Consider the following 25,890-nt stretch of genomic DNA (forward strand, 5'->3'; position numbering starts at 1 on the left):
AGATCTATCTGGATAAATTCAGTCACAAATTGTAGCAGATTAAAGTCAGTGACAATAATCTGCACGGCAATGTTGCTTTGATGTTGTTATAATGACTCGAATTTTTAGCATGCCAGTTTTTATAGCTTTTTTTTAGCAGTTCTATTAGCGCAGTTTTCTAGGGAGTCTCCGTATGAGCAATAAGACCAATCAACAGTGGGGCGGACGTTTTTCTGAGCCAACCGATGCCTTTGTCGCTCGTTTTACCGCATCTGTGGATTTTGATAAGCGCTTGTACAAGCAAGATATTCAAGGGTCTGTTGCGCATGCGCGTATGCTGGCAAAAGTAGGCGTGCTGACTCAAGCTGAATGCGATGACATTATCCGTGGGTTAGGTGAAATTCGTGTGCAGATCGAGCGCGGCGAGTTTGAATGGTCTGTGGCGCTTGAAGATGTGCACATGAACATTGAAGCGGCTCTGACACAAAGAATTGGCATCACTGGTAAGAAGTTACACACTGGCCGCTCGCGTAATGATCAAGTGGCTACCGATATTCGTTTATATTTGCGTGACGAAACGGATCTTATCTTGGATGAAATTTCTCGATTACAACAGGGTCTGTTAGATCTAGCTGAGCGTGAAGCCGATACGGTGATGCCTGGCTTTACGCATTTGCAAACGGCACAACCCGTAACGTTTGGTCATCATTTGATGGCGTGGTTCGAAATGCTAAGTCGCGATTACGAGCGTTTCGTGGATTGTCGTAAGCGCATTAACATCATGCCGCTAGGTGCTGCAGCACTGGCGGGTACGACCTATCCCATCGACCGACACTATACGGCTGAGCTTCTACAATTTTCTGCCCCTGCAGGCAACTCTTTGGATGCGGTATCAGATCGTGATTTCGCCATTGAATTTTGTGCGGCCTCCAGTCTGTTGTTGATGCACATGACGCGTATGTCAGAAGAGTTAGTGCTATGGGCTTCTGCGCAATTTAATTTTGTCAATTTACCGGATCGTTTCTGCACCGGCTCATCGATTATGCCGCAGAAAAAGAATCCAGACGTGCCAGAGTTAGTGCGTGGTAAAAGTGGACGTGTCTATGGTCATCTCTTTTCACTGTTAACCTTGATGAAATCACAGCCACTGGCTTACAACAAAGATAACCAAGAGGATAAAGAGCCTCTGTTTGATACGGTTGATACGGTGAAAGGTTGCCTGCGTGCCTTTGCAGATATGGTTCCAGCACTTGAAGCGAAGAAAGAAGTGATGCGTGAAGCGGCTATTCGTGGTTTCTCGACGGCCACAGATTTAGCTGACTACTTGGTGCGTAAGGGCGTTGCTTTCCGTGACGCACATGAAATAGTGGGTCTGTCAGTGGCTTATGGTATCAAGACAGGTAAGGATCTTGGGCAAATGGCGCTAGAAGAGCTGCGTCAGTTCTCTGAAGTCATTGACGCGGATGTCTTTGACGTGCTGACACTGGAAGGTTCGGTTTCAGCACGTGACCATATTGGCGGTACGGCTCCTAATCAGGTGCGTAAAGCAGTTGAGGTAGGTCGTCAGTTATTATCAAGTCGCTAAGACGATTTCGAAAAAACCAAGGTTAATTCTATAACAACTTAATTGGCTATAAGAGAAAGAAAGGCACGGGCTATTCTCGCGCCTTTCTTTCTTACTTTCGTTAGACCTTAAAGTGCTTAATCTGATTTTGTAAATCATTTGCCAGTCTAGCCAATTCATCGGCAGCAATATGGACTTGTGATGTGCTACTAGAAGTCATTTCAGCAGCATCGGTAATCAAGCTGATATTATGATTTATTTCGTCAGCCACTTGTGACTGTTGTCTTGCAGCCTCTGCTATTTGCACATTCATGTTATTGATCGTTTCAATCGCCTCGACGATTTGATTCAGCGCGATGTCGGCCTCTTCAGTACTATCAACACTCGAGATCACTTTGCTGTTACTTTGTGTCATTGAAGTTACCGCATTTTCAGCGCCTTCCTGTAAGCGAAGAATCATCTGTTGAATATCAACGGTAGCAGTTTGAGTTCGGCCAGCTAGGGTTCGGACTTCATCTGCTACCACCGCAAATCCTCTGCCTTGTTCGCCAGCTCTGGCCGCTTCGATGGCGGCATTAAGCGCAAGAAGGTTAGTTTGTTCAGAGATATCTCTAATCACATCCAGAATACGAGTAATTGCTTGGCTGTGGTCGGATAAGTGATTGATGGTCTGAGCTGCAGAAGCCAGTTCGGATGCCAATTCTGTGATGGTTTTTTGTGTTGTCGCGAGTTTTTGTTTACCGCCTTGAGCTAGCGTGTTCGCAGATCCCGCACTAAAGGATGTTTGATCGGCGTTATCGGCGACTTCAGCAACAGTAGCCGTCATTTCATTCATCGCAGTGGCCACTTGTAAGGTTTCTGCCTGCACGCGCTGTGCTTGATTAGACGTTTCGGTACTGGCTGCTGAAAGTTGTTCTGCCGCTGCTGCCAATTGTACGGTGGCGGCACCGACTTGTTTAATGATATTTTGAATATGCTCAGCAAATTGGTTAAATGAATTAGCAAGCTCGGTGAGTTCATCCTGTCCTTTTGCCTCAAGTCGTGCGGTTAAATCGCCATCACCTGCTGCAATATTGCGTAAGCTTTGAGTGGTTTGAGTTAACGGCTGAATGATACTTCGTGCCAGTGCAAGGGCAAGAAGTAGACTCAACACTAACGAAAAGGCACCAATTGCCAATACTCTAAACAAGGCTTGTTGGTAGCTTTGAGCATACTCTGAGCGGTCAATATGAAGTTCGAGTACGCCGATAGGATTGCCTGCGAAATCCAAAATGGGACGCGCTAAAACAGCCCTGTTTTCATCAGCTATCTGCAGTGTGTTTTGGTAAATATCACCTTGCTGGATTCGAGATAAATCGGCTGGATTGATTTGCGAATCAAAGCCTAATGTCGATGCAAAAGTACTGAAGCCTCCGTCTGATGGAATATGTAAGGCAGCCCTTGCATCAAAACGCTGGGTAAACTTGTCAAAAAAGTCCTGACCGAAAGATAAGCCTACTTCAGCAGATCCGATATGTCTTTGTTGATAATAGACAGGGATCACGCCACGAAGCCCAATGCCGGCCACACCTGACTCTAAGCCGCTTTGAGGTTGTTTTTGTAGATTAGCTTGTACAACTGTTTGTCGAAAGCTGCTTAAGTCATCATCAAATCGACTGAGTTGATGTAAGCGCAAGAAAGACGTTGCTGGGGGTAAATGGAATTGAAATTGTTGAATGTTGTATTCCGCTTTGAGGATATCGTAAATGGGCAAGGTGAGTTCAGTTAAACGATCACGATCTTGGTTCGCAAAAGCCTCAATGATGCCAGTGGCAGCGATAGAGGCAGTAGTGATTCGTAAGGCCTGATCTGATGTTTCTTCAATAGATGAAAGCAACGCCTTGTGAAGATCTTCAAGTTGACGAGTTTCGGCTCGTTGTGTGATATTGCCGAGAATAGATAAAGTGGTTGGAATGATGATTGCGATGACTAAGATCAGCATTATTGCGATACCTAGTACCAGTCGAACAGAAATTCGGATATTTCTGAGCATGAGGATGGTTCCTTGATCTGGAAACCGCAGTCTTTGCGGCCTGTATTGATAAGTAAGCTATTACTAATTCAAGCACATTTTGTAAGTATATCAAACTTGTCTTTTAGTTCTGTTTGAAAGAACTAAACACACTAAAGAGAAACGACTATGTTAGCTGTGTTTGCAGTCCTTTGGCCTGTGTTTGCGTTATTGGTTAGTGGTGCAATTATGCGTCGCTTTCGCTTTCCTGCTGATGAGTTTTGGGCGCCTGCAGAAAAGCTAACCTATTACTTTCTATTTCCTGCGCTACTGATTCATAGTTTGAGTCAAGCCAGTTTGTCTGGACAAGAATCAATTACACTCATGTTGGCAGTATTGCTGCTTTTATCTTTAGGAGGTGTGGCGTGTTATTGGGTGCAACGATTTATCCAACTGGATAATCCAACGTTTACTTCTTTTTTTCAGGGAAGTACCCGATTCAATACCTTCGTTGCTTTAGCCGTGACCTCAGCACAGCTTGGTCCAGCAGGATTAGCCTTAGCGGCTGTTGTCGCAGCCGTGATGATTCCAGTGTTGAATTTAATGTGTGTGCTGGTTTTTGCGAAACATTCAGACCGTCAACCGTCATTCTTAGGTGTACTAAAAACCTTAGTGACCAATCCTTTAATTTTAGGATCTATTGCCGGTGTTTTAATCAATTTAGGCGGTGGTTTACCTGAATTAATGCTGCCTTTCTTTGCCTTGTTAGCGCAAATGGCATTGCCCTTAGGGCTGCTGGCTGTTGGAGCAGCGTTGAATTTATCTGCGCTACGTCGTTCAGGTAAAGGGATGTTCTATTCGATGCTGATCAAACTAGTACTCTTCCCGCTATTGGCATGGCTGATAGCATGGAGTTTAGGTTTGTCTCAATTAGCCGCAGCAACGTTAATTATTTTTTCCACCATTCCGACCGCAACCTCAGCCTATATTTTAGCGAGGCAGTTAGGCGGTGATGCGCCTTTAATGGCTTCTATCATCACCGCGCAAACCTTAATGTCTATGTTAACCATTCCTATCTGGCTGGCATTGTTACCTTAAGGTTATTCAATTAGCCCGCGTAGGCTCAACGGTAAACCTAGTTTCCGACGTCTCAATGCTGGAATGATTTTCTCTTTCAGCGTGTCTTCTAGGGGTTGGCTGTTTAGATTCAGCAGTTGAAGGTATTCGTTTAAGTACAGGCTTTTTGCTGAGATCTCCTCTTTGTGCAGTATTGATCGGACAATGCTAGCAATGTATAGGATAGCCACAGACTTCCTCACCGTTTCGGGCAAGCGGTCTGGATCAGCAAACGTAGGATAACCTTTATATCCCAGAGGTTCATGAATGCTACTTGGAAGCGACCAGGATTTCAGTAGCGCTGAGCCCATCGAGGCAGCATCCACTTGACCAAATAAACTTGCTAACTTTGGACTTTGGTTTTTCAGAAGCTCTACAACGACTTCACCAATTTGGCTCATGAGACCTAAGGTTGCTAGTTCAGCCGACTTGCCCTGTTGCGAAACTTGAGCAATCACAAATGCCAAGTGAGAGATTTCTAGCGATAAATTATGGTTGGTTCGGAAAAACTCAGTGTCAGGCAGGCTGCTGCGCATACTTTCTGAAATAACTATTTGATAAACGCTATCTATACCAAGCAAGGATATGGCGTGCTGAATATCAGAAATTTTATTCTCTAACCCGTAACTTGCAGAATTAATTGATTTTAACAGAGTGCTAGTCAGGGAAGGATCTTGACGTATCAGTTCAACCACTTCGTTATGGCTACTATTAGGATCTAAAAGCTTTGTTAATAGCTGCATGGACGAAACGGGTAGTCGAGGCACTTTAGCCAGTACTTGCTGGGCAGTCGCGGAGCTTACAAATTCACCCTGATGCTGGGTGTTGGCTCTGAAAAGTGCTTCTTTCAATTGGCGATTTTGCTGAGAGATCTGCTGGGTTGATCGAAAGCTGCCTTCATAGCGCTTTTTCAGTTGTTTAAATAACCCTTTTTTAAGATAAAGCTGAAGCTCACTGGGTAATAGATCGTATTTGGTAAGGCTCAAACTCAGAAGCGCAGTTGGTTCGTTTGCCTGGATGGTCAGCTGATGAGTGTCACCTGAATAAAAGGCTACATCGGTTATCCAGTCTCCAACTGAGAAGACTTGCCGGTCTTGTTCAGACGTCAGGCTGCCTTTGGTGACGAAAAAAAGTGCATCCACAGGAGAGTCGGCAAAGAACAGTACCTCACCGCTTTCTAACGCTTTGGGTTTTAACTGTGAGTTGATTTGCTGAATCAGGTTGCCATCAAGTTCACTGAAAAGACTCGTTAGAATACTTGAGCTATTGCTCGAACTTGTTTCAGTGGAGCTTATGGTGCTTGCATTGTTTGGGTTACGTTTCCATGGCTTCAGCATAACAGGTCCTTCGCTAAAAGAGGTTACTTACACTTGGGTGAGTATAAAACGTTTTTAAAAAAAGCGATATTTTACTTCAGTAGCCTCCATTAGCAGGATTTATGTCAATCAACAATATATTGTTATAAATCAATTCACTATTCTTTAGGCTTGAGTAATGCTCTTAAGAGTTGCAAATAAAGTGCTGCCATCAAATGAAAAAAATGGTTAACGCACTTGCAATAATTCAGAAATATGAAACACTATAGCCTATAGGGTCATTAGGGCAAACGAATGTTTGAACCTCCCCTGTAGCGCCCTTGATTTAGTCGTTCTGTAGTTATTACAGATAATTCAAACTATTAGTATAAAAAGCAGATGAGATGTCGCAATGAAACGGAGCCCAGATCTACTTTTGATTTTAGTGATAGTGTTTGTCGTTGGTACGGTGATGACAGGTGTATCTCAAAGCGCTCCAGAGATAGCATCCGTGGTTCAACAGGTATTTAATAGTTAAAAAAGATGAAGGTGTTGTTCTGTGGCAACTCCCGCTAACGGAACATCCCACTCCTCGATAGGTAATTGATCGACTTGTTGCAGTTCGTGTGCAAGTCCGATGAGATGTGGTCCGCGCAAGCCTTTTTCGTTACACTTGAAGCCAAAAGTACGATCATAATAGCCACCACCCATTCCCAGTCTTCCCCCGTTTTGATCAAAAGCGACCAGTGGTAAACAAACCAAATCTAATGCCCACGCTGGCCTCATAGGACCATTTTCAATCCTTGGTTCTTTAATCTTATAGCTATTTAAACGCATTCTAGACTGGGGTGTGTAAGGAATGAACCATAAACAGTTATGTAGAATTGGGTGCAAAACCGGTAAATAAACTGTTTTCTTTAGTTTCCAGCAGAGTTGTATCAAGGGCTCAGCACTGATCTCGCCGTCATTTGGTAGATACAGCGCAATATGCTTCGCTCGTCGAAATAATAACTGTTGGCTTAGATGTTTACAGACTTGGTGAGCATGCTGACGTTGAGTCGACGCTGATAGGTTGCGACGCTGTGATCTTAGGTGGCGGCGAAGTTGTTTACGATCAAGATTGATATGGCTATCAGATGGCATGAATTGAAGATCCCCCAGAGTGCCGTTTACTGATTCTGGCCCTGAACCGTGAGGTTCAGAGAGGGAACGTTGTCTAACATATTAGGCTTTCCGTCAAGCGGACATGCACACAACACTAAACTTCGTCCCCGTTTAGAAGGATATAGGCTCGAGGGACTTAACCAGCTCTCGAACACTCCAGGAGATACCCTCATTATAACAGAATAGATTTATTTGTCAGTCGTCTCGGTCGATGCGATTGAGTGAATCATCAATTTTGTGAGCGATGCGCCGTAACTGAGTTTCAATATGATAGCGGTTTTGTTCTTTAGCCTTCAGTAACTCATGCGACATATTCAGAGCTGCCATCACCGCTATGCGCTCTAAGCCAACAATTTTTCCGGTGCTACGTATGTCACGCATTTTTTCATTCAAATAATCGGCTGAAGCTAACAGCTCCGCTTCAGCACCATCTGGACAGCTGATGGTATATTCTTTATCAAGTAGCTTTACGGTAACGCTTCGCGCTGTGGTCATGATCCGTGCTCCAAGGACTTCAGCCGTGAAATCATTGCTTCTATCTTACTTTGAGTTTGAGCGTTAATCTGCAATAGCTGGGTGCGCTCTTCCTTAAGACGATGCTCGGACTCACGCAAACGCTTATTCTCGACTTCCAGTGCATTGAGTCGACTAATCAACTGATCAACTTTGTGTTCCAGTGCATTGAAAAGATGTTCGCTCATGTTGATGTGCTTCCTGATCGCTTTAATTTTCTATATTAACAGCCTGCAACAAGGCGTCAATGCAGCTGGCTATTCATACCCTTACGCGTAAATGCTAGCATAGCCTGTTAACGAATGATTGATTTCTTAATGGATAACATGATGTCTGCCGAAAAAACACCCTTAGTGATACCTATCGAACTGCCTGATTTTGATCTGCTTGCAGATGTGATGATTAGTGAAGGGGTATTAACACTCTCACCTTCTGAGCTGCATGGGCTAATAACAGGGCAGCTTTCAGCGGGAGCACGATTTGATAGTGATACCTTGCTTCGTGTTCTCTGTGAGCTAATGAACGTCACTCAGCTTGATCATGAAGTGACGAAAGTGACCTTGATTGAGTTGTATCAAGCGACACTTTTTCAGCTTCAAGATGAAGATTTTGGTTTTCGCCTTCTGTTACCCGATGATGATCAAGAAATAAGTCAGCGAGTCGACGCCTTAAGTAGCTGGTGTAGTGGTTTTCTGGCCGGTTTTGGTATGTACTTGGGTGATCATTCCATGTCTGAAACGCTTAAAGAAGGGTTGCAGGATCTATCAGAAATTGCTCAAGTTTCAAGTGCCCCAGAGGAATTGAGCGCTGAAGATGAGGCGGGATTGCTAGAGTTGCAAGAGTATGTGCGCATGGCCGCACTATTTATGTTCACAGAATGCAATCCCAACGTTGACCCCGAAAGCGAAGATTCACGTAGTAAGTTGCATTAAAGTTCAAATGTAGACGACATCTTCATTTGGACTAAAGACACTTAAAGAACATTCGAGAAGAGCGATCGAGATATTCATGAAAATTACACAGGCTGACTTTAAACAACGTCGTCAGGAGTTATTAGCGTTACTGCCGCAAAACTCTATTGCGCTGATACCTGCCGCATCATTAAAAACGCGTAACCGTGATGCTGAATATGCCTTTCGCCAAGATAGCGATTTTTACTATTTAACGGGGTTTAACGAGCCGGATGCCGTGCTGGTCCTGATGCCAGGGCGCCTTGAAGGGGAAAGCGTCATGTTTTGCCCACCCAAGGACCCTGCCATGGAAATTTGGACCGGTTATCGTGCTGGTCCTGATGGGTGTGTGAATGCATTGGGTATGGATCAAGCTTTTCCATTAGATCAGTTAGATAGCCAGATGCCTGCATTAATCAACGGACGTTCAGTGTTGTGCTATTCCCAAGGACATGATGCGCCGTTTGACCTTCGGGTGAATGCTTGGCTTGAAGCGCTTAGATTGAAGGTTCGACAAGGTGCTGTGGTGCCACAAATTGTCATGATGCTAGATAGCTGGCTGCATGAAATGCGTTTGTACAAAGATGAAGCTGAAATCGCTGTCATGCAACGAGCCGCGCAAATATCCGCCGAAGCGCACAGTGCGGCGATGATGAAATGCCAACCAGGTATGTATGAGTATCAGTTGGAATCGTTTATTCAGCATTACTGCGCCATGTCTGGTGCCCGTTTTCAGGCCTATTCACCCATCGTGGGTGGCGGTGCTAACGCCTGTATTCTTCACTACATCGACAACAATGCCGAGTTAAAATCAGGCGATTTAGTGCTTATTGATGCCGGTTGTGAGCTAGACAATTATGCCAGTGATATTACCCGTACTTTCCCCGTGAATGGTCGTTTTTCCGAGCCACAAAAAGCACTTTACCAAGTGGTTTTGGATACCCAAATAGCTTGTATTGAAGCGATGAAGCCCGGTGTACCTTGGGGTGAAATCCATGACCTATCGGTGCGTTTATTAACGGAAGGATTGCTTAGTCTCGGTTTACTCAAGGGTGACTTGGAAGAGTTAATCGCGACAGAAGCCTACAAGCCCTTTTATATGCATCGAATCGGCCACTGGCTAGGAATGGATGTGCATGATGTCGGGCTTTATAAGCAGCAAGGAGAATGGCGCCCCTTGCAAGCCGGTATGGTGATGACGATTGAACCGGGTCTATATGTTGCACCAGATAATATGGATGTTGATCCATGCTGGCGCGGAATCGGTATTAGAATTGAAGATGACGTGTTGGTTACTGAAACAGGTCATCACGTACTAACCAGTGCCGTACCCAAAACAATCGAAGATATTGAAACCTTGATGCAAACCGGAGCTTAATCATGAAATCACACTATGACTTGGTCATCATTGGCGGCGGCATGGTGGGCGCCAGTTTAGTGTGTGCATTATTGCCTGTGGCAAAAAAGTTCTCTTTAACTATCGCACTGATAGAACAGCAACCGATTCCCACGCAAGAAGGTCAGCCTTTTCAGCCGAGTTATGACGCTCGATCTACCGCGCTGGCCTATGGTGTTAAAAGCTTTTACCAAGCCACGGGTGTATGGGATCGACTGCAAGAGCATTTAACTCCCATCGAACATATTCATGTATCAGATAAAGGTCGCTTTGGCGTTACACGCCTTCATGCCAAAGATGAAGGCGTTTCCGCGCTTGGTTATGTGGTCGAAAATCATTGGCTTGGGCAGGTGTTACTGGATCACATTCAGCAAGACAAGCAAGGTTGCGTGGATCTTATCTGTCCTGCTTCAGTCAAAGCCGTTTCCCCTTCATCTGAACTGACTCAGCTCAAAGTGGAACATCAGCAAGCCGAGTATGATGTCACTGCGGAATTGGTAATTTTAGCTGATGGAGGCCGCTCAGGTTTGAGGCAAGCACTCGGTATTCACTTTAATGAACAGTCTTATTATCAACATGCACTGGTCGCTAATATCAGTGTAGATAGACCGCATCAGGGTATCGCCTACGAACGTTTTACTGAGCGCGGCCCTATGGCCCTATTACCCAGTGAAACCCTGAATGGTGAAGTGCGTTGTGGTTTAGTCTGGACCTTACCTGATGAAGAAATCGGGGCCTTGCTTTCATTAACGGACGCAGAATTTTTGGCTGAGTTACAGCAAACCTTTGGTTATAGAGCGGGTCGTTTTACTCGCGTAGGTCAGCGTTATCATTACCCATTAAAACTTACCCTAGCGGAAGAGCAAGTGCGCAGCGGTTTGGTGGTGTTGGGTAATGCCGCTCATGCGCTGCATCCGATTGCTGGACAGGGTTATAACTTAGCCTTACGGGGCGTGACTGATTTGGCGGAAAATATCATCGTCTCACGTCAACAGGGCATAAGTATTGGCGATCTGTCCAGATTGCATGCTTATGAACAACAACGTCGATTAGATCAGCAGCGTACCATCATGTTTAGCGACCGAACCATGCGCCTTTTTTCCAATGCCAACCCATTACTCGGTCTAGGTCGTTCGATAGGATTGCAAGCGATGGATCTATCACCTATGGCCAAAACATTGTTTGCGCGTTCTGCCATGGGGCTGGATTCGCCCGCACTAAAACATCCTTAAAGGAATTGCACATGACTTCGCAAAATTGTCTTCAAGCCGATGTGGTAATTAACGGTGCAGGTATGGTCGGTGGTGCCCTCGCGGTTCTGCTAGCGCAAGCAGGACTCAATGTCGTTGTCCTAGAAGCCCAGGATCAATCGCCGGACATGCTAATAAGTGAATTGCCATCTCAGCTTGACGCCGGTTATCAGCCGCGAGTTAGCGCACTGACGCTCGCTTCTCAAATAGTTCTTGAACGTGTTGGCGCATGGCAAGCGATGCAGGCATGGCGAGTCACGCCTTATGTAGGCATGCAGGTTTGGGATGGGATGGGTTCAGGCAAAATTAGCTTTAACGCTGCCGAATTACATGAACCATATCTAGGGCACATCGTAGAAAACTCGGTAACCGTGGCAGCTATTTACCAAGCGATGCAGTCCTATGATGAAATTACGCTATTAACCGGTGTGCAGATGACCGCTTTGTCAGCACCGGATCGTCAGGGTGGGCGAGTGGTTTCCCTGAGTAATCAAGAGCAATGCTATGCACTCGTATTAATTGGGGCGGATGGCGCTGAGTCACGTACCCGTCAATTAGCCGGTATTCCTGCTACGGCTTGGGATTATGGTCATCATGCACTTGTCACCACCATCACCACTGAAAAGCCTCATGAATGGCAGTGTTGGCAGCGTTTTACCGAAGATGGTCCTCTGGCATTTTTACCCTTAGCGGGTGGTGTTGAGGGTCATCAAGTCTCCGTTGTCTGGTCAACGTCCCCAGAGCATGCTCAGCAGTTGATGTCATTATCGGATGAAGCGTTCTGCCAAGCATTAACCCAAGCATCGGATACTTGCTTGGGTCAGGTGATGACCACGGATCCTCGTCATGCCATTAACCTGCGACAACGTCACGCTCATCATTATGTTGAAAGGGGTGTCGCGTTAGCGGGTGATGCTGCACACACTATCCATCCATTAGCGGGTCAAGGTGTTAATCTGGGCTTTTTAGATGTTGCGGCGTTGGCTGAAGTGCTGATCGATGCATCGGAACAGCAGTTACCTTTAGGGAGTCTAGAGGTTCTTCGCCGCTATCAACGTCTAAGACGCAGCGATAATCTGCGTATGTCTGCAACCATGGAGCTTTTCCGCAGGCTCTTTGGGGATCGTCCAGCCCCGATTCGGCTACTCCGTAGCAGTGGCATGAACTTCGTAAACCGTTTATCGCCGGTGAAAAATCATTTGGCCATGATGGCGATGGGGGTTAAGGGGGATTTGCCAAAGTTTGCTCAGCGAGGTGTTTAGTCAGTCAGAGTGTTAACAGAAAGATTGAACTGATCCTCATTTGTCGCTACATTAGTTTCCCTTTTTTTGCATTCAGGCGCAGTGTGTCGTCAAAACGCGTGCTGAATGATGCAGAGATAATTTCCTATGGGCAATAAAACAATACTCTATACGCAACACGTCGCCATGGGAGCCAAAATAGTTGATTTTGGCGGTTGGGACATGCCACTCCATTACGGTTCTCAGGTAGAAGAGCACCACCGCGTGCGCCAACAAAGCGGTATGTTCGATGTATCACACATGACGGTCGTCGATGTCACGGGTCCCGATGCGCGTGACTACCTGCGTCGCTTGCTTTGCAATGATGTTGAGCGCCTAAAGCAAAAAGGTAAAGCGTTATACAGTGCCATGCTGAATGAGCAGGGTGGCGTGATCGATGATTTAATCGTCTATTTGATGACCGAGCCTGGCGTTTCAGGGGAGTGGTATCGTGTAGTTGTCAACTGCGCTACCCGTGAAAAAGATCTACGCTGGATGTCCGATCAAGTCACCAAAATGGACGTGGCGTTAACAGAACAACCAGACCTTGCAATGATTGCTATTCAAGGTCCCGAAGCACTGGAACGTGTAAAATCGGTACTAAGCCCATTTCGTCAGAACCTGATAGATCAACTCAATCTTTTTCAAGGTCAAGAGTCTGAAGGTTGGTTTATCGCTCGCACCGGTTACACCGGAGAAGATGGTCTTGAAATCATGTTACCGGATGATGAAGCCGAGGCTTTTTGGAAAGCCTTGGCTGAAGCAGGTGTTGCGCCTTGCGGTTTAGGTGCCAGAGATACCTTGCGTTTAGAAGCCGGTATGAATCTATACGGACAGGATATGGATGAAACGGTTAGCCCATTAGTATCGAATATGGGCTGGGTCGTGGCGTGGGAACCCAGTGATCGTTTCTTTGTAGGACGCGATCCGCTCGAGGCTGAAAAAGCGGCTGGGGTTACATTCAAGTTGGTCGGTCTTGCCATGGAAACCGGTAAAGGTGTTTTACGCCATGGTCAAACCGTGGTGATTGATGAAGAAAATCAAGGTTACATTACCAGTGGTGGCTTTTCGCCGACTCTGGGCTATGCTGTAGCTTTAGCAAGAGTGCCCTTTGCAACAGCTGATGAAGCAGAGGTTGAAATGCGTGGAAAGCGGGTCAAAGTGCGCGTTGTGAAACCGCCTTTTGTCCGTAACGGTCAAAAAGTCTATTCCTGAAACAGGTAGGAAAACATGAGCAATATTCCAAACGAACTCCGCTATGTTGCAAGTCACGAGTGGATCCGCGATGAAGGTGATGGCACCGTAACCATCGGTATTACTGATCACGCGCAGGATCTTTTAGGTGACGTGGTTTTTGTTGAGTTACCCGAAGTGGGTGATAAAGTGTCTGCCGGTGATGATATTGGCGTGGTTGAATCCGTCAAAGCAGCCTCCGATGTCTATGCCCCCTTAACGGGTGAAGTCGTTGCGGTGAACGAAGATCTTGAAGATGCGCCTGAATTGGTCAACAGCGATCCTTATGGTGACGGCTGGTTCATTCGCCTTCGTTTGACCGATGCAGATGAACTAGAAGACCTTCTCGATGCAGATGGTTATGCAGAACATTGTGAATCTGAAAGCTAATCTCTAACAGACTAGTGGAAGAATCTACGTACCCCGGCAACTGCCGGGGTCGTCTTTATTGGAACCGACCCAAATGAATTTTCAATCTATCACTCTCAATACCGGTTCAGACCGCCGTCTTAAAGCGGGGCATGTGTGGATCTACAGTAACGAGATTGATACACAGCAGTCTCCACTGAAGCAGTACGCTGCAGGTGAGCAGGTGATCGTGCAAGATGCCAAAGGCAAGGCGTTAGGTATCGCTTATTTGAATCCAGCTAATCTGATCTGTGGACGTTTGGTCAGTCGAGATGTGCGCTATCCTCTAGATCGTTCTCTGATCGTACATCGTTTAAAAATCGCGTTAACGTTGCGCGAAATGCACTTCTCAGCACCCTGCTATCGTCTTGTCTATGGCGAATCCGATGGGCTTCCCGGGTTAGTGATTGATCGCTTCTTCGATATTTTTGTAGTACAGATCTCGACTGCGGGTATGGAAGCGGTGCGTGATGAGATCGTCGATGCGCTAAATAAAGTCTTTCAACCACAAGCAATCGTGTTCCGTAACGATGGCAAAATGCGGGCGATGGAAGGCTTGGAAAGCTATATCGAAGTGCTGCAAGGTGAAGTACCTGAGCTGGCGCCGCTTGAAGAGAATGGCGTTAAGCTAGTTGCTCCCGTATTAGATGGACAGAAAACAGGTTGGTTTTATGATCATCGTGATAATCGCGCTCGCATGATGCATTTGGTTAAAGGGAAACGTGTTCTGGATCTGTTCAGCTATGTCGGTGGCTGGGGTGCGCAAGCACTTGCTGCGGGTGCTTCAGAAGTCGTCTGTGTCGATGCATCACAAACCGCCTTAGATGTCGCAGCGGAAAATGCACGACTCAATCAAGGTGAAATCCGCTTTAAAGGATTGCGTGGTGACGCCTTTGATATTTGCAAGGCGCTGATTGCTGAGGGTGAAAAGTTTGATGTGATCATCACCGATCCACCCGCCTTTATTCAGCGCAAAAAAGATATTCGCAATGGCGAGCGTGCCTATGCTCGAATCAATAATTTTGCCATGCGATTACTGGCGCGAGATGGGGTGCTAATTGCCGGTTCCTGTTCGATGCACTTAACCCGTGAAAGTTTGGTTAACATTCTGCGTGGCAATAGCCGTGAATTAGATCGAACCGCACAGCTTTTTGTGCAAGGGCATCAAGGAGCGGATCATCCGATTCATCCCGCAATCCCCGAAACGGAATATTTGAAAGCTTGCTTTATGCGTGTGCTGCCTGCGAGTTAATCAGGCAGCAGATCAAAAGCATAAACCTAGGACTAGACGCGCAAATCCAGCACCGGCCAGCCGCGAGAGGTAGCGGTTTCAAGCAGTATGGCGTCAGGGTTGACCGCGACAGGGTAATCGACCACTTCAAGTAGAGGTAGGTCGTTACACGAATCACTGTAGAAATAGCTGTCTTTTAGACTATGGCCGGTTTCTGCTAGCCACTGGTGTAAACGAGTGACCTTGCCCTCTCTGAAACAGGGGACTCCAGCGGCCTTGCCGGTGTATTCACCGTCTATCTCTTCAGGGTCGGTGGCTAGCATAGCATCAACACCTAGCTTCTCGGCGATGGGAGCGGTAATGAAGGAGTTAGTGGCGGTGATGATTAGCAAATAATCACCCGCTTCACGATGTTTTTTTAGCAAGTCATGAGCAGCTGGCAACATCATCGGCTCAATAACCGTCTGCATAAACTTTTGGTGAAGCGCATTCAGTTGACTACGAGGAAACGTTTTTAGTGGCTGCAGAACAAAAGTCAAAAATTCATTGATATCCAATGTTCCTTGTTTGTATTGCTCATAAAAATGATCGTTCGCATTACGATATTGCTGGCGATCAACTAGACCTTCATTGCATAAAAACTCTCCCCAAGCATGGTCGCTATCACCGTGTAGCAGGGTGTTATCCAAATCAAAAATAGCCAGTCTCACGCAGTCGCTCCTATTCAAGGGTTGTCATGTTTTTGAAAGATCATTAGCTTAGTCTCTGCAATCTAGTCGTGCAATGTATGAAATGGCTATTTGAACTAAGTCGTATCTGTGGAACAATAAAAACTATTAGAAAGATAACTTAGGTAGTCGAGTGTGATAGATTCAGAAGGTTTTAGGCCCAATGTCGGCATCATTCTGGTGAATTCGCTCGGCCAAGTGCTATGGGCACGCAGAGTGGGGCAGGATGCATGGCAGTTTCCTCAAGGGGGTATTCATGAAGATGAAAGCCCAGAAGAGGCAATGTATCGAGAATTAAAAGAAGAGATAGGTTTACTGCCAAAAGATGTCGAGTTGCTGGCAGTCACCCGCGGTTGGTTGCGTTATCGGTTACCGAAACGCATGATTCGTCGTCATTCGTTACCTATGTGCGTAGGCCAGAAACAAAAATGGTTTCTGTTGCGTATGTTAAGCCATGACAGTGCCGTGCGGATCGATCAAAGCGCCAAGCCAGAGTTTGATGGGTGGCAGTGGGTTAGCTATTGGTATCCATTAGGGCAGGTAGTCTCTTTTAAACGAGAAGTGTATCGTAAAGCGATGAAAGAGCTTTCCCCAAAATTAGTTAAAGTGTTGCCTTAATGTTGGTCGACAGGAATTCAACCGAGTGAGATGGCTATGAGTATTCTAAAAGTACTGCGACAGATCGTTCAGGATGTAAGCACTGCGCCTGATCTGAATGCTGTGTTAGCCATCACGGTTGGTCGAGTACAAAAAGCGATGCAAACAGAAGTCTGTTCGGTGTTTCTACACAATCAGGACACGGCTCGTTATGTGTTGCGCGCCACTCATGGTTTGAATCCAGAAGCCGTGGGTAAGGTAAGTCTGTCTCCAGATGAGGGGATCGTCGGCTTAGTGGCCAAACGTGCGGAGCCCATCAACTTAGAAGATGCTTTTATGCATCCTTCATTCCACTACATCGATGCTATTGGTGAGGATCTATTTCATGCCTTCTTAGGTGTACCGATCATGCACCAGCGAAAAGTATTGGGTGTGTTGGTGGTACAACAAAGAGACAAACGTCGTTTCGATGAGAGTGAAGAAGCCTTCTTAGTAACCTTGTCGGCTCAGCTAGCCGGCATTATCGCTCATGCTCATGCAACCGGCTCTATGCAGACGGAATCTTTAGATGGTGCACCCAGTGAAATTCGCAAGGATATTCGCTATGACGGTGTTGCTGCCGCGTCTGGGGTTGTCATCGGTGAGATAGTTGTTGCTTCGATTCCCGCCGATTTAGACAGTGTTGTCGATCGAGATGCCGAAGATATTGAACAAGAAAAAGCGGACCTGAAACGTGCCCTTGTCGCGGTTAGAAAAGATATTAGCGAGGTTTCCAAAAACCTAGCGGGTCGTATCAGTAAAGATGAAAATGCGCTGTTTGATGTGTATCTGCGCATGCTGGATGACAATGCGTTACCCAGTGAAATCTATGCAAAAATAGATCAAGGCAGTTGGGCACAAGGGGCTTTGCGTGAAGTCATTTTAGAGCACGTTCGCACTTTTGCCGCAATGGATGACCCGTACTTAAGTGAGCGCTCAACCGATATTAAAGACTTAGGGAAGCGCATTTTACAGCATCTTCAAGAGGATATGGGCGATCGCCAAACTGTCTACCCGGAAAATGCAGTGTTATTGGCAGATGAATTAACCCCCGCGATGCTCGGTTTGGTACCGGACGGTAAGCTATCCGGCTTAATTTCGGTAACCGGTTCGGGTAACTCTCACGCTGCCATTTTGGCACGATCCATGGGCATTCCTACCGTCATGGGCGTAGTTGATCTGCCCTTCCGCCGTTTAGAAGGTGAGCGCGTCATCGTTGATGGTTACAGTGGACGCATCTATGTGAACCCATCGACAGAGTTAGTTCAGGCATTCAGTCGAATAGTGATCGATGAACAGATTGTTGCCGATGAACTAAAAGAGTTGCGCGATTTACCCGCTATTACGAAAGATGGCTATCGTTTACCCTTATGGGTGAATACAGGCTTGGCTGCTGACGTGGGGCGATCACTAGAGCAGGGGGCTGAAGGGATAGGTCTATATCGAACGGAAATCCCTTTTATGATTCGGGATTCCTTCCCAAGTGAGCAGGAGCAGATTGAAAGCTACCGAACTCAACTAGAAGCCTTTGCGCCACGTCCGGTTACCATGAGAACGCTGGATATAGGCGGAGATAAGGCACTTCCCTATTTTCCTATTGAAGAGGAAAACCCCTCACTGGGATGGCGCGGTATTCGAGTCACATTGGATCATCCTGAAATTTTCATGGTACAAGTCAGAGCGATGTTAAGAGCTTCTGAAGGGTTGGATAATCTTCGTATTATGTTACCCATGGTGACCAGCGTTAGTGAAGTAGAAGAAGCCCTTCGACAAATCGACAGAGCGTTAGCTGAGCTTAAAGAAGAAGGCTATAAGATCAAAAAACCACCGGTTGGAGTGATGATTGAAGTGCCTGCAGCGGTATACCAAACGCGTCGTTTTGCGCGTTTGGTCGACTTTATTTCAGTCGGCTCCAATGATTTAACTCAGTATCTATTAGCCGTTGATCGAAACAATCCAAGAGTCGCGGGTCTATATGCCAGCTATCACCCTGCGGTACTGAAAGCGCTAGATTTTATCGTCCATGAAGCACACAAAGAGCGGAAACATGTTTCCATTTGTGGTGAAATCGCAGCTGATCCCGGTGGTGCGTTGTTATTGATGGCGATGGGATATGACGTGTTATCGGTGAATGCGAATAACCTACCTAAAATTAAGTACGCGATACGCAATGTTAGTTTTTCGCGTGCTAGGCAGCTTCTTCTTTCGGTTCGATCTTTACACGATGCCGAAGAGATACATCAAGAGTTACGACAATCATTGAAAGCATTTGGTTTGTCTCGACTTACCCGTCCTATGATTCCTGAACAAAAAAAACACTGATGTGAGACTCCCTCAATGTTAATGACATTGTTACTTTATCTAGTATTAGGTGCCTTTGCGGGCGTGGCTGCTGGCCTGTTTGGTATTGGCGGCGGCTTATTAATTGTTCCTGTGTTGATTTTTACCTTCACTCTACAGGGAGTCCCTGTTGACGTCTTGACACATATGGCGGTTGCGACCTCGTTAGCAACCATCTTAGTGACCTCGATCAGCTCCGTTAGAGCCCATCACAAGCGCGGTGCAGTAAGCTGGGATCTATTCAAGCCACTCGCGGTCGGTATTCTGTTTGGCGCGGTTCTTGGCGTGAATACAGCCATTATGCTGCCAGGACATGTGTTGCAGATCATTTTCGGTGTATTCGCCCTCTCTGTGGCCATCCAGATGGGATTTAACCTGCAACCCCCTCAAAGCCCATCAGCGCCGAGTAAAAAAGAACTAGGAGCAGCCGGCGGTATTATTGGCTGGGCATCAACCATCTTTGGTATTGGTGGCGGTACCTTAACCGTGCCTTATCTAAGCTGGCGTCGACAAGAGATGCGTATCGCGGTGGCAACCTCAGCTGCTTGTGGTTTACCCATCGCTTTGATGGGAACCCTGACGAATCTCTGGGTAGGTTGGCAAAAAGCAGATCTGCCCGAGTGGACCCTAGGTTATATATACTTACCGGCCTTTATTGGCATTATTATCACCAGTACGCCCTGTGCAAAACTTGGTGCTCGCTGGGCGCATAGTTTGCCTCAGCCGTTATTGAAAAAATTCTTTGCGGTCTTCCTGTTGCTGGTGGGTCTGCGTTTTTTACTTAGCAATCTTTAGTGGTGTCACTATGTGGGAACACGCGATTAATCCAGTCGCTCTTAACCTAGGATTTATTCAAATTCATTGGTACGGTTTAATGTATGTGGTCGGTTTCGGAGCCGCTTGGTGGCTTGGGAATCGTCGTGCATCTCAACCCAATTCCGGCTGGACGGAACAGCAAGTAGCTGATCTGATATTCTGGGGTGCGATAGGCGTTGTTCTGGGTGGTCGAGCAGGCTATGTGCTTTTTTACAACTTCTCTTATTTCTTGCAGGACCCGCTATGGCTATTTGCTGTTTGGGAAGGGGGGATGTCGTTTCACGGTGGTCTGTTGGGCGTTGTCATAACGCTGCTGGTTTTCTCTAGTCGCTATCACAAGAATCTCTTCGATATGGGCGATTTCGTTGCTCCATTGATCCCTATAGGACTAGGTGCGGGTCGTTTAGGTAACTTTATCGGTGGAGAGTTGTGGGGTAGGCCTACCGATCAAAGCTGGGGTGTGATCTTCCCTTATGCCAACGATGGACTAGCGCGACATCCTTCGCAGCTCTATCAAATGGTGTTGGAAGGCATCGTTTTATTTACGCTGCTTTGGTGGTTTTCGTCTAAACCTAGACCGCGAATGGCAGTTTCTGGGCTATTCTTGTTGCTTTATGGCAGCTTTCGTTCGCTGGTGGAGTTCTTTCGCGAACCCGATTCACAACTGGGCTTTATCGCCTTTGACTGGCTCACTATGGGGCAAGTGCTTTCTTTGCCGATGATGCTGATCGGTGCTTTTATGTTGCTATGGGCCTACCGAAAGCCGCAAAATAGACATTAATAAAGTTTGTTAAAGCTGAATTCTGGAAATACAGCGCCGAAGGTTTCAGGAGTCTTAGGGTAATGCGCCAATATTTAGATTTAATGCGAGATATCCGTGATAACGGAGTGGATAAAGGAGATCGCACCGGTACTGGGACGCGTTCAGTTTTTGGTCGTCAGCTTCGCTTTGATCTTCAGGAAGGTTTTCCATTACTGACCACTAAAAAGGTTCATTTAAAATCGATTATCTATGAGTTGTTGTGGTTTCTATCTGGTAGTACCAATAATCAATGGTTGACCGAACGAGGTGTCACCATTTGGAATGAATGGGCGCTAGAAGATGGTGATTTAGGCCCGGTTTATGGCAAGCAGTGGCGCTCATGGGCGTGTCCTGATGGTAGTACTGTGGATCAAATTTCACAGTTAGTTGAAATGATTCGTACTAAACCTAACTCGCGCCGTTTGATTGTTTCAGGTTGGAATCCAGCCGATCTACCTGATGAAACTTTAAGTCCGCAAGAAAACGTTCGTCGTGGAAAGGCAGCCCTGCCGCCCTGTCATACCCTGTTTCAGTTTTATGTGGCAGAAGGTCGCTTAAGTTGTCAGTTGTATCAGCGCAGCGCCGACTACTTTTTAGGCGTGCCGTTCAATATCGCCTCATATTCTTTGCTAACCATGATGCTGGCGCAGCAGTGTGATTTAGAGCCCGGTGACTTTGTGCATACCTTTGGTGATGTTCACCTTTACAGTAATCATCTAAACGATCCTGCCATCGTTGAAGAGCAGCTATCACGCACCCCCAGAGCCTTACCGCAAATGAAAATTTTGCGTAAACCAGAGTCCATCTTCGACTATCGATATGAAGATTTTGAGTTGGTTGGCTATGATCCACAACCCGTTATTCGTGCGCCCATCGCGATTTAGAGGAACTCATGCTGTTATCCATTATCGTTGCTCAATCTGAAAACAGAATCATCGGTCGAGGAAATAAGTTACCTTGGTATCTTCCTGAAGACTTGAAGTATTTTAAGCGAATTACGCAAGGTAAACCGATTGTCATGGGCCGTAAAACCTACGAGTCTATTGGCCGCCCATTGCCAGGTCGAACGAACATAGTAATCAGCCGTAATCCTGAATATCAATCACCCGGTATCCATGTGGTGGCCAGTCTAGATCAAGCCTTAGCCTTAGCTGAGCAGCAAGCGCTGATTGATGGTTCTGAAGAGATGTTGGTGATCGGCGGTGCCGAAATCTACAAACAAGCGATCCAGCAAGCCGATCGTCTTTATGTTACTCAGGTACATGCCACGATAGAGGGTGATGCTTCATTTCCAGCAATAGATGAATCAGTCTGGCAGCAAGAAATGCGAGAAGATTTTTTTGCCGAGGGTCCCAATCCCTATGACTATAGTTTTGTGGTTTATCAGCGCAAGCATTCTGAAGAGGAAAATGTGTGACGCAGCGTAAACTACTTGAGCTTCTCTCTGATGGTCAGTTTCATTCAGGGCAGCATTTAGGCGATCATATTGGCATCAGTCGCACGGGTGTGTGGAAGCAAATCAAGGCATTGGAAGAGCTTGGGTTGGAAGTCTATTCCATCAGGGGTCGTGGCTATCGAATTCCAGGTGGTGTTGACTTAATAGAGCTTCAACATTTCGTCGATCAGTTGCCAATGGATGTTGCTAAAATGTTTGACGAGCAAGAGTTGCACCTTCAAACAGGATCAACCAATGAGCTTGCACTTAATGCCTTAAGAAAAGGTGTTAATCGCGGTATCTATATCGCTGAGCAGCAAACAGAGGGGCGCGGTAGGCGAGGCAGGCGTTGGGTCAGTCCCTTTGCATCCGGTGTGTATTTTTCCCTGGCGTGGCGTTTTCGCTGTGGTGTCAACGAATTAGAAGGCTTGAGTTTAGTCGTTGGTTTGGCCGTAAAGCGTGTCCTTGATCGGGCAGATGTCAAAAATGTTAATGTTAAATGGCCTAATGATTTATTGATTAACGGCTCTAAGCTGGCAGGCGTACTGATCGAGGTTCAAGGAGATACCTCCATCGAGTCACAGTTAGTCATAGGTGTCGGTATTAACGCCTTTATATCTCAGGGTATGGCTGAAGCGATTGATCAGCCTTGGGCAGATATCAAGCAGCAAGGCATAGAGTTATCGAGAACCGATTTGTTGGCACAAGTGGTTATCGAATTAGTGGACATATTGAAAAAATTTGAAGCACAGGGTTTTGCGGTTTTTCGTGATGAATGGATGGCTGGAGATATTTTTTATCAGCAGCCTGTCAAAGTGCAAACGGGTGCAGATGCTTTCATCGCCGGTATAGCGAAAGGCGTCAGCGAGACGGGAGCGCTATTGCTAGAAACCGAGCAAGGGTTGCGTAACATTCATGGTGGAGAGGTAAGCCTAAGAGGGCTTAGTTCGCAGGGGCTGTAATTGAAACCTATCACAGAGCTTGAATTAGACGCTGGCAATACCTTTATTAAATGGCGGATCTGTCGTGATGGTGTTGCTGAGCCACAGCAGCGCTGGTTTACTGACGAAATTCGATGTCGCAGCGTGCAAATTCCTGCTGAATGGATAGGGTTAGATTCAGCGCGCTACGTCAGTGTTGCCGGTGATGAAGTCAATCAATGGTTAAATCAGACCTTTCAGCGATTATCGATTCCGTTTATTACTGCTGAAGTTCATTCGGAGTATCAAGGTCTTAAAAATGCTTATAAAAACCCCGAGCAGATGGGAGCAGATCGTTGGGTAGCGATGCTTGCCGGTTGGCAAAAATTGCAATCATCTTTTTGCGTGGTTGATGCCGGTAGTGCCATCACGATCGATTGGGTCAATCATCAAGGTCAGCATTTAGGCGGTTATATACTGCCAGGTGTGGCTATGTTGAAAAAAAGTTTATTAGGGCAGACGGCAAAAGTTAGGTGGGATGAGCAGCATCAAACTACCCGTATAGCGCCAGGAAAATCCACCGCGGAATGTGTTGAACACGGCTGTCGCTATCAAATAGCAGCCTTGATGAAACAGTTGGAGCGTGATTGTAAGGAGCGACACATAGATAAGATGTTGGTCACAGGGGGCGATGCGTTTGACTTGATGGCATGGCTTAACGACGCTGAATATCATCCCTTGCTGGTTCTGGATGGTTTGAAGTACCTGGACATGCCAACGTTAGATGATAATACACTCGCTAAGAAACAAAAGGAGTGTTGATGTGTGGAAGTGGCTGTTCATTCTATTGCTCTTAGCGAATTCCCTGATGTTTTTTTGGTATGCCCAGCAGCGAGCCAGTCAACAGACGTTTGTCGATACTCGACTACCAGCAGTTCAGACAATTGAATTAGTTGACGATAATTAAATATTGCGCCAAAGTAAGAGTGTTCCTTCTTTATCAAACGAATGACAGATGGAAATGAAAGGTTCATATAGATTAAAAAATGACCTTGGCAGACAAAAAGCCTAAAAAAATATAAAAAAATCAAAAACAGGGCTTGCATCAATAAATCGCTATCAGTAAGATACGCACCACTTCGACGGTTATGCCGGTATAGCTCAGTAGGTAGAGCAACTGACTTGTAATCAGTAGGTCCGGGGTTCGACTCCTCGTGCCGGCACCAGTTGATACCGTGAAGTTGTGGTGGGGTTCCCGAGTGGCCAAAGGGATCAGACTGTAAATCTGACGCGCGAGCTTCGGTGGTTCGAATCCACCTCCCACCACCATCCTCAATCAGCTGAACTCGGCGGGTATGGTATAGTGGCTATTACCTCAGCCTTCCAAGCTGAAGAGGCGGGTTCGATTCCCGCTACCCGCTCCAGATTCGCTCATGTAGCTCAGGGGTAGAGCACACCCTTGGTAAGGGTGAGGTCGGCGGTTCAATTCCGCCCATGAGCTCCATGTATTAATGAAAGGGTAGATATAGTAATATGTCTGCCCTTTGTTGTATTTAACGACCTGTGGTCAACCGGAAAGATTGGGAACTCATCATGGCTAAGAAAGCTTTTGAACGTAACAAGCCGCACGTCAACGTAGGAACCATTGGCCACGTTGACCACGGTAAAACAACCCTAACAGCTGCACTGACTCGCGTATGTGCAGAAGTGTTTGGTGGTACTGCGGTTGCATTTGACGGTATCGACAATGCACCGGAAGAGCGTGAGCGTGGTATTACTATCTCTACATCACACGTAGAATACGAATCAACGATCCGTCACTATGCACACGTAGACTGCCCAGGGCACGCTGACTATGTTAAAAACATGATCACCGGTGCTGCACAGATGGACGGCGCGATCCTAGTATGTTCAGCTGCTGACGGCCCAATGCCACAGACGCGTGAGCACATCCTGTTGTCACGTCAGGTAGGTGTACCTTACATCGTTGTGTTCCTGAACAAAGCGGACATGGTTGATGATGAAGAGTTGATGGAACTGGTTGAGATGGAAGTTCGTGAGCTTCTAGATCAGTACGATTTCCCAGGCGACGACACGCCAATCATCATCGGTTCTGCGCTAATGGCGTTGAACGGTCAAGATGACAATGAAATGGGTACGACTGCTGTACGTAAACTGGTTGAAGCATTGGATACTTACATCCCTGAGCCAGAGCGTGCTATCGACAAGCCATTCCTAATGCCAATCGAAGACGTATTCTCTATCTCTGGTCGTGGTACTGTAGTAACTGGCCGTGTAGAGCGTGGTATCGTTAAAGCAGGTGAAGAGATCGAAATCGTTGGTATCCGTCCAACGACTAAGACCACTTGTACTGGTGTTGAGATGTTCCGTAAGTTGCTTGACGAAGGTCGTGCAGGTGAGAACATTGGTGCGCTGTTGCGTGGTACTAAGCGTGATGACGTTGAGCGTGGTCAGGTTCTATGTAAGCCAGGTTCAATCAAGCCACACACCAAGTTTGAAGGCGAAGTATACGTACTGAGCAAAGAAGAAGGTGGTCGTCACACGCCATTCTTCAAAGGTTACCGTCCACAGTTCTACTTCCGTACCACAGACATCACTGGCGCTTGTGAGCTACCAGAAGGTGTTGAGATGGTAATGCCGGGTGACAACGTACAGATGACTGTTACGCTGATCAACCCAATCGCGATGGAAGAAGGTCTGCGCTTTGCGATCCGTGAAGGCGGTCGTACAGTGGGTGCAGGCGTTGTAGCAAAAATTGTTGAATAATTTTTGTAAATACGCTTGCTAGTAAATGGGGAGGTCTCTATAATGTGCCTCCCTATT

At 46.5% G+C, this 25,890-nt stretch carries 26 protein-coding genes, 4 tRNA genes and 1 other RNA gene; 24 read left to right on the forward strand and 7 right to left on the reverse strand.

Annotation, left to right across the window (positions count from 1 at the left end; all coding sequences use genetic code 11):
- Positions 1-172: 172 nt before the first annotated feature.
- A complete protein-coding gene (argH, locus tag F7R24_RS10625; RefSeq protein ID WP_151671243.1) occupies positions 173-1,564 on the forward strand; it encodes an argininosuccinate lyase in 1,392 nt (463 codons plus the stop codon).
- Positions 1,565-1,664: 100 nt separating this feature from the next.
- Here the strand turns inward: argH and F7R24_RS10630 are convergent, their stop codons facing one another.
- Entirely contained in the window at positions 1,665-3,575 is a 1,911-nt protein-coding gene (locus F7R24_RS10630; RefSeq protein ID WP_151671244.1) for a methyl-accepting chemotaxis protein, read from the reverse strand.
- 147 nt (positions 3,576-3,722) lie between these two features.
- Between F7R24_RS10630 and F7R24_RS10635 the strand changes: the two genes are divergently transcribed.
- Positions 3,723-4,631 (forward strand): AEC family transporter, encoded by a 909-nt coding sequence (locus F7R24_RS10635; protein ID WP_151671245.1) that lies wholly within the window; start codon positions 3,723-3,725, stop codon positions 4,629-4,631.
- 2 nt (positions 4,632-4,633) lie between these two features.
- On the opposite strand, the gene F7R24_RS10640 is transcribed toward F7R24_RS10635, so the two are convergent.
- Entirely contained in the window at positions 4,634-5,986 is a 1,353-nt protein-coding gene (locus F7R24_RS10640; RefSeq protein ID WP_151671246.1) for an HDOD domain-containing protein, read from the reverse strand.
- A 370-nt stretch (positions 5,987-6,356) separates the two neighbouring features.
- Between F7R24_RS10640 and F7R24_RS14925 the strand changes: the two genes are divergently transcribed.
- Positions 6,357-6,482 (forward strand): hypothetical protein, encoded by a 126-nt coding sequence (locus F7R24_RS14925; protein ID WP_276613251.1) that lies wholly within the window; start codon positions 6,357-6,359, stop codon positions 6,480-6,482.
- Here F7R24_RS14925 and F7R24_RS10645 read toward each other — a convergent pair.
- The 4 genes from F7R24_RS10645 to F7R24_RS10660 form a co-directional block, all read right to left on the reverse strand.
- The gene (locus F7R24_RS10645) at positions 6,479-7,087 is read right to left on the reverse strand and encodes a 5-formyltetrahydrofolate cyclo-ligase (RefSeq protein WP_151671247.1); all 609 of its coding nucleotides are present in this window, start codon (positions 7,085-7,087) and stop codon (positions 6,479-6,481) included. The genes F7R24_RS14925 and F7R24_RS10645 overlap by 4 nt on opposite strands.
- A gap of 7 nt (positions 7,088-7,094) precedes the next feature.
- Positions 7,095-7,274: non-coding RNA, 6S RNA (gene ssrS / locus F7R24_RS10650), on the reverse strand.
- A gap of 29 nt (positions 7,275-7,303) precedes the next feature.
- Positions 7,304-7,603: a cell division protein ZapA gene (locus F7R24_RS10655; RefSeq protein WP_168926819.1), complete on the reverse strand. Its 300-nt coding sequence runs from the start codon at positions 7,601-7,603 to the stop codon at positions 7,304-7,306.
- Entirely contained in the window at positions 7,600-7,809 is a 210-nt protein-coding gene (locus F7R24_RS10660) for a TIGR02449 family protein (protein WP_151671249.1), read from the reverse strand. Before F7R24_RS10660 ends, F7R24_RS10655 begins: the two co-directional genes overlap by 4 nt.
- Before the next feature lie 141 nt (positions 7,810-7,950).
- Here F7R24_RS10660 and F7R24_RS10665 point away from each other — a divergent pair, with 141 nt between their 5' ends.
- The 7 genes from F7R24_RS10665 (at position 7,951) to F7R24_RS10695 (ending at position 15,390) form a co-directional block, all read left to right on the forward strand.
- On the forward strand, positions 7,951-8,553 hold the full coding sequence (locus tag F7R24_RS10665; RefSeq protein WP_151671250.1) for a UPF0149 family protein: 603 nt from the start codon (positions 7,951-7,953) through the stop codon (positions 8,551-8,553).
- A 76-nt stretch (positions 8,554-8,629) separates the two neighbouring features.
- Positions 8,630-9,949: a Xaa-Pro aminopeptidase gene (gene pepP, locus F7R24_RS10670; protein WP_151671251.1), complete on the forward strand. Its 1,320-nt coding sequence runs from the start codon at positions 8,630-8,632 to the stop codon at positions 9,947-9,949.
- A gap of 2 nt (positions 9,950-9,951) precedes the next feature.
- Positions 9,952-11,199 (forward strand): 2-octaprenyl-6-methoxyphenyl hydroxylase, encoded by a 1,248-nt coding sequence (ubiH, locus tag F7R24_RS10675; RefSeq protein ID WP_151671252.1) that lies wholly within the window; start codon positions 9,952-9,954, stop codon positions 11,197-11,199.
- 11 nt (positions 11,200-11,210) lie between these two features.
- Positions 11,211-12,479 carry a UbiH/UbiF/VisC/COQ6 family ubiquinone biosynthesis hydroxylase gene (locus tag F7R24_RS10680; RefSeq protein ID WP_151671253.1) on the forward strand — a complete coding sequence of 423 codons (1,269 nt, stop codon included), beginning with the start codon at positions 11,211-11,213 and terminating at the stop codon, positions 12,477-12,479.
- A gap of 126 nt (positions 12,480-12,605) precedes the next feature.
- A complete protein-coding gene (gene gcvT / locus F7R24_RS10685; protein WP_151671254.1) occupies positions 12,606-13,712 on the forward strand; it encodes a glycine cleavage system aminomethyltransferase GcvT in 1,107 nt (368 codons plus the stop codon).
- Positions 13,713-13,727: 15 nt separating this feature from the next.
- Positions 13,728-14,120 carry a glycine cleavage system protein GcvH gene (gene gcvH, locus F7R24_RS10690; protein ID WP_151671255.1) on the forward strand — a complete coding sequence of 131 codons (393 nt, stop codon included), beginning with the start codon at positions 13,728-13,730 and terminating at the stop codon, positions 14,118-14,120.
- 73 nt (positions 14,121-14,193) lie between these two features.
- A complete protein-coding gene (locus F7R24_RS10695) occupies positions 14,194-15,390 on the forward strand; it encodes a class I SAM-dependent rRNA methyltransferase (RefSeq protein WP_151671256.1) in 1,197 nt (398 codons plus the stop codon).
- Between the two features lie 32 nt (positions 15,391-15,422).
- Here F7R24_RS10695 and F7R24_RS10700 read toward each other — a convergent pair whose 3' ends face one another.
- Complete coding sequence (locus F7R24_RS10700) at positions 15,423-16,079, reverse strand: histidinol-phosphatase (protein ID WP_151671257.1); 657 nt, start codon at positions 16,077-16,079, stop codon at positions 15,423-15,425.
- A 153-nt stretch (positions 16,080-16,232) separates the two neighbouring features.
- Between F7R24_RS10700 and F7R24_RS10705 the strand changes: the two genes are divergently transcribed.
- The 14 genes from F7R24_RS10705 (at position 16,233) to tuf (ending at position 25,833) form a co-directional block, all read left to right on the forward strand.
- Positions 16,233-16,715: an RNA pyrophosphohydrolase gene (locus F7R24_RS10705; RefSeq protein ID WP_151671258.1), complete on the forward strand. Its 483-nt coding sequence runs from the start codon at positions 16,233-16,235 to the stop codon at positions 16,713-16,715.
- A gap of 36 nt (positions 16,716-16,751) precedes the next feature.
- Positions 16,752-19,055, forward strand: a complete 2,304-nt coding sequence (gene ptsP / locus F7R24_RS10710) for a phosphoenolpyruvate--protein phosphotransferase (RefSeq protein ID WP_240776086.1) — start codon at positions 16,752-16,754, stop codon at positions 19,053-19,055.
- A gap of 15 nt (positions 19,056-19,070) precedes the next feature.
- Positions 19,071-19,868 (forward strand): sulfite exporter TauE/SafE family protein, encoded by a 798-nt coding sequence (locus tag F7R24_RS10715; RefSeq protein WP_151671259.1) that lies wholly within the window; start codon positions 19,071-19,073, stop codon positions 19,866-19,868.
- Between the two features lie 10 nt (positions 19,869-19,878).
- Positions 19,879-20,670 (forward strand): prolipoprotein diacylglyceryl transferase, encoded by a 792-nt coding sequence (gene lgt / locus F7R24_RS10720; protein ID WP_151671260.1) that lies wholly within the window; start codon positions 19,879-19,881, stop codon positions 20,668-20,670.
- Between the two features lie 62 nt (positions 20,671-20,732).
- A complete protein-coding gene (locus F7R24_RS10725; RefSeq protein ID WP_151671261.1) occupies positions 20,733-21,575 on the forward strand; it encodes a thymidylate synthase in 843 nt (280 codons plus the stop codon).
- Between the two features lie 8 nt (positions 21,576-21,583).
- Positions 21,584-22,108 carry a dihydrofolate reductase gene (locus F7R24_RS10730; RefSeq protein WP_151671262.1) on the forward strand — a complete coding sequence of 175 codons (525 nt, stop codon included), beginning with the start codon at positions 21,584-21,586 and terminating at the stop codon, positions 22,106-22,108.
- Positions 22,105-23,088, forward strand: a complete 984-nt coding sequence (birA, locus tag F7R24_RS10735; RefSeq protein ID WP_151671263.1) for a bifunctional biotin--[acetyl-CoA-carboxylase] ligase/biotin operon repressor BirA — start codon at positions 22,105-22,107, stop codon at positions 23,086-23,088. The genes F7R24_RS10730 and birA overlap by 4 nt, the downstream gene beginning before the upstream one ends.
- On the forward strand, positions 23,089-23,868 hold the full coding sequence (locus F7R24_RS10740; RefSeq protein WP_151671264.1) for a type III pantothenate kinase: 780 nt from the start codon (positions 23,089-23,091) through the stop codon (positions 23,866-23,868).
- Between the two features lies 1 nt (position 23,869).
- Positions 23,870-24,013: a hypothetical protein gene (locus F7R24_RS14625; protein WP_168926820.1), complete on the forward strand. Its 144-nt coding sequence runs from the start codon at positions 23,870-23,872 to the stop codon at positions 24,011-24,013.
- Positions 24,014-24,196: 183 nt separating this feature from the next.
- A tRNA-Thr gene (locus F7R24_RS10745) sits at positions 24,197-24,272 on the forward strand.
- A 19-nt stretch (positions 24,273-24,291) separates the two neighbouring features.
- Positions 24,292-24,375, forward strand: a tRNA-Tyr gene (locus F7R24_RS10750).
- Positions 24,376-24,395: 20 nt separating this feature from the next.
- Positions 24,396-24,470: transfer RNA gene (locus tag F7R24_RS10755), tRNA-Gly, on the forward strand.
- Between the two features lie 5 nt (positions 24,471-24,475).
- Positions 24,476-24,550: transfer RNA gene (locus F7R24_RS10760), tRNA-Thr, on the forward strand.
- An 89-nt stretch (positions 24,551-24,639) separates the two neighbouring features.
- Positions 24,640-25,833 (forward strand): elongation factor Tu, encoded by a 1,194-nt coding sequence (gene tuf, locus F7R24_RS10765; RefSeq protein WP_151671265.1) that lies wholly within the window; start codon positions 24,640-24,642, stop codon positions 25,831-25,833.
- The last annotated feature ends 57 nt before the right edge of the window (positions 25,834-25,890 follow it).

This window comes from Nitrincola schmidtii, assembly GCF_008973715.1.
Lineage (GTDB): Bacteria > Pseudomonadota > Gammaproteobacteria > Pseudomonadales > Balneatricaceae > Nitrincola > Nitrincola schmidtii.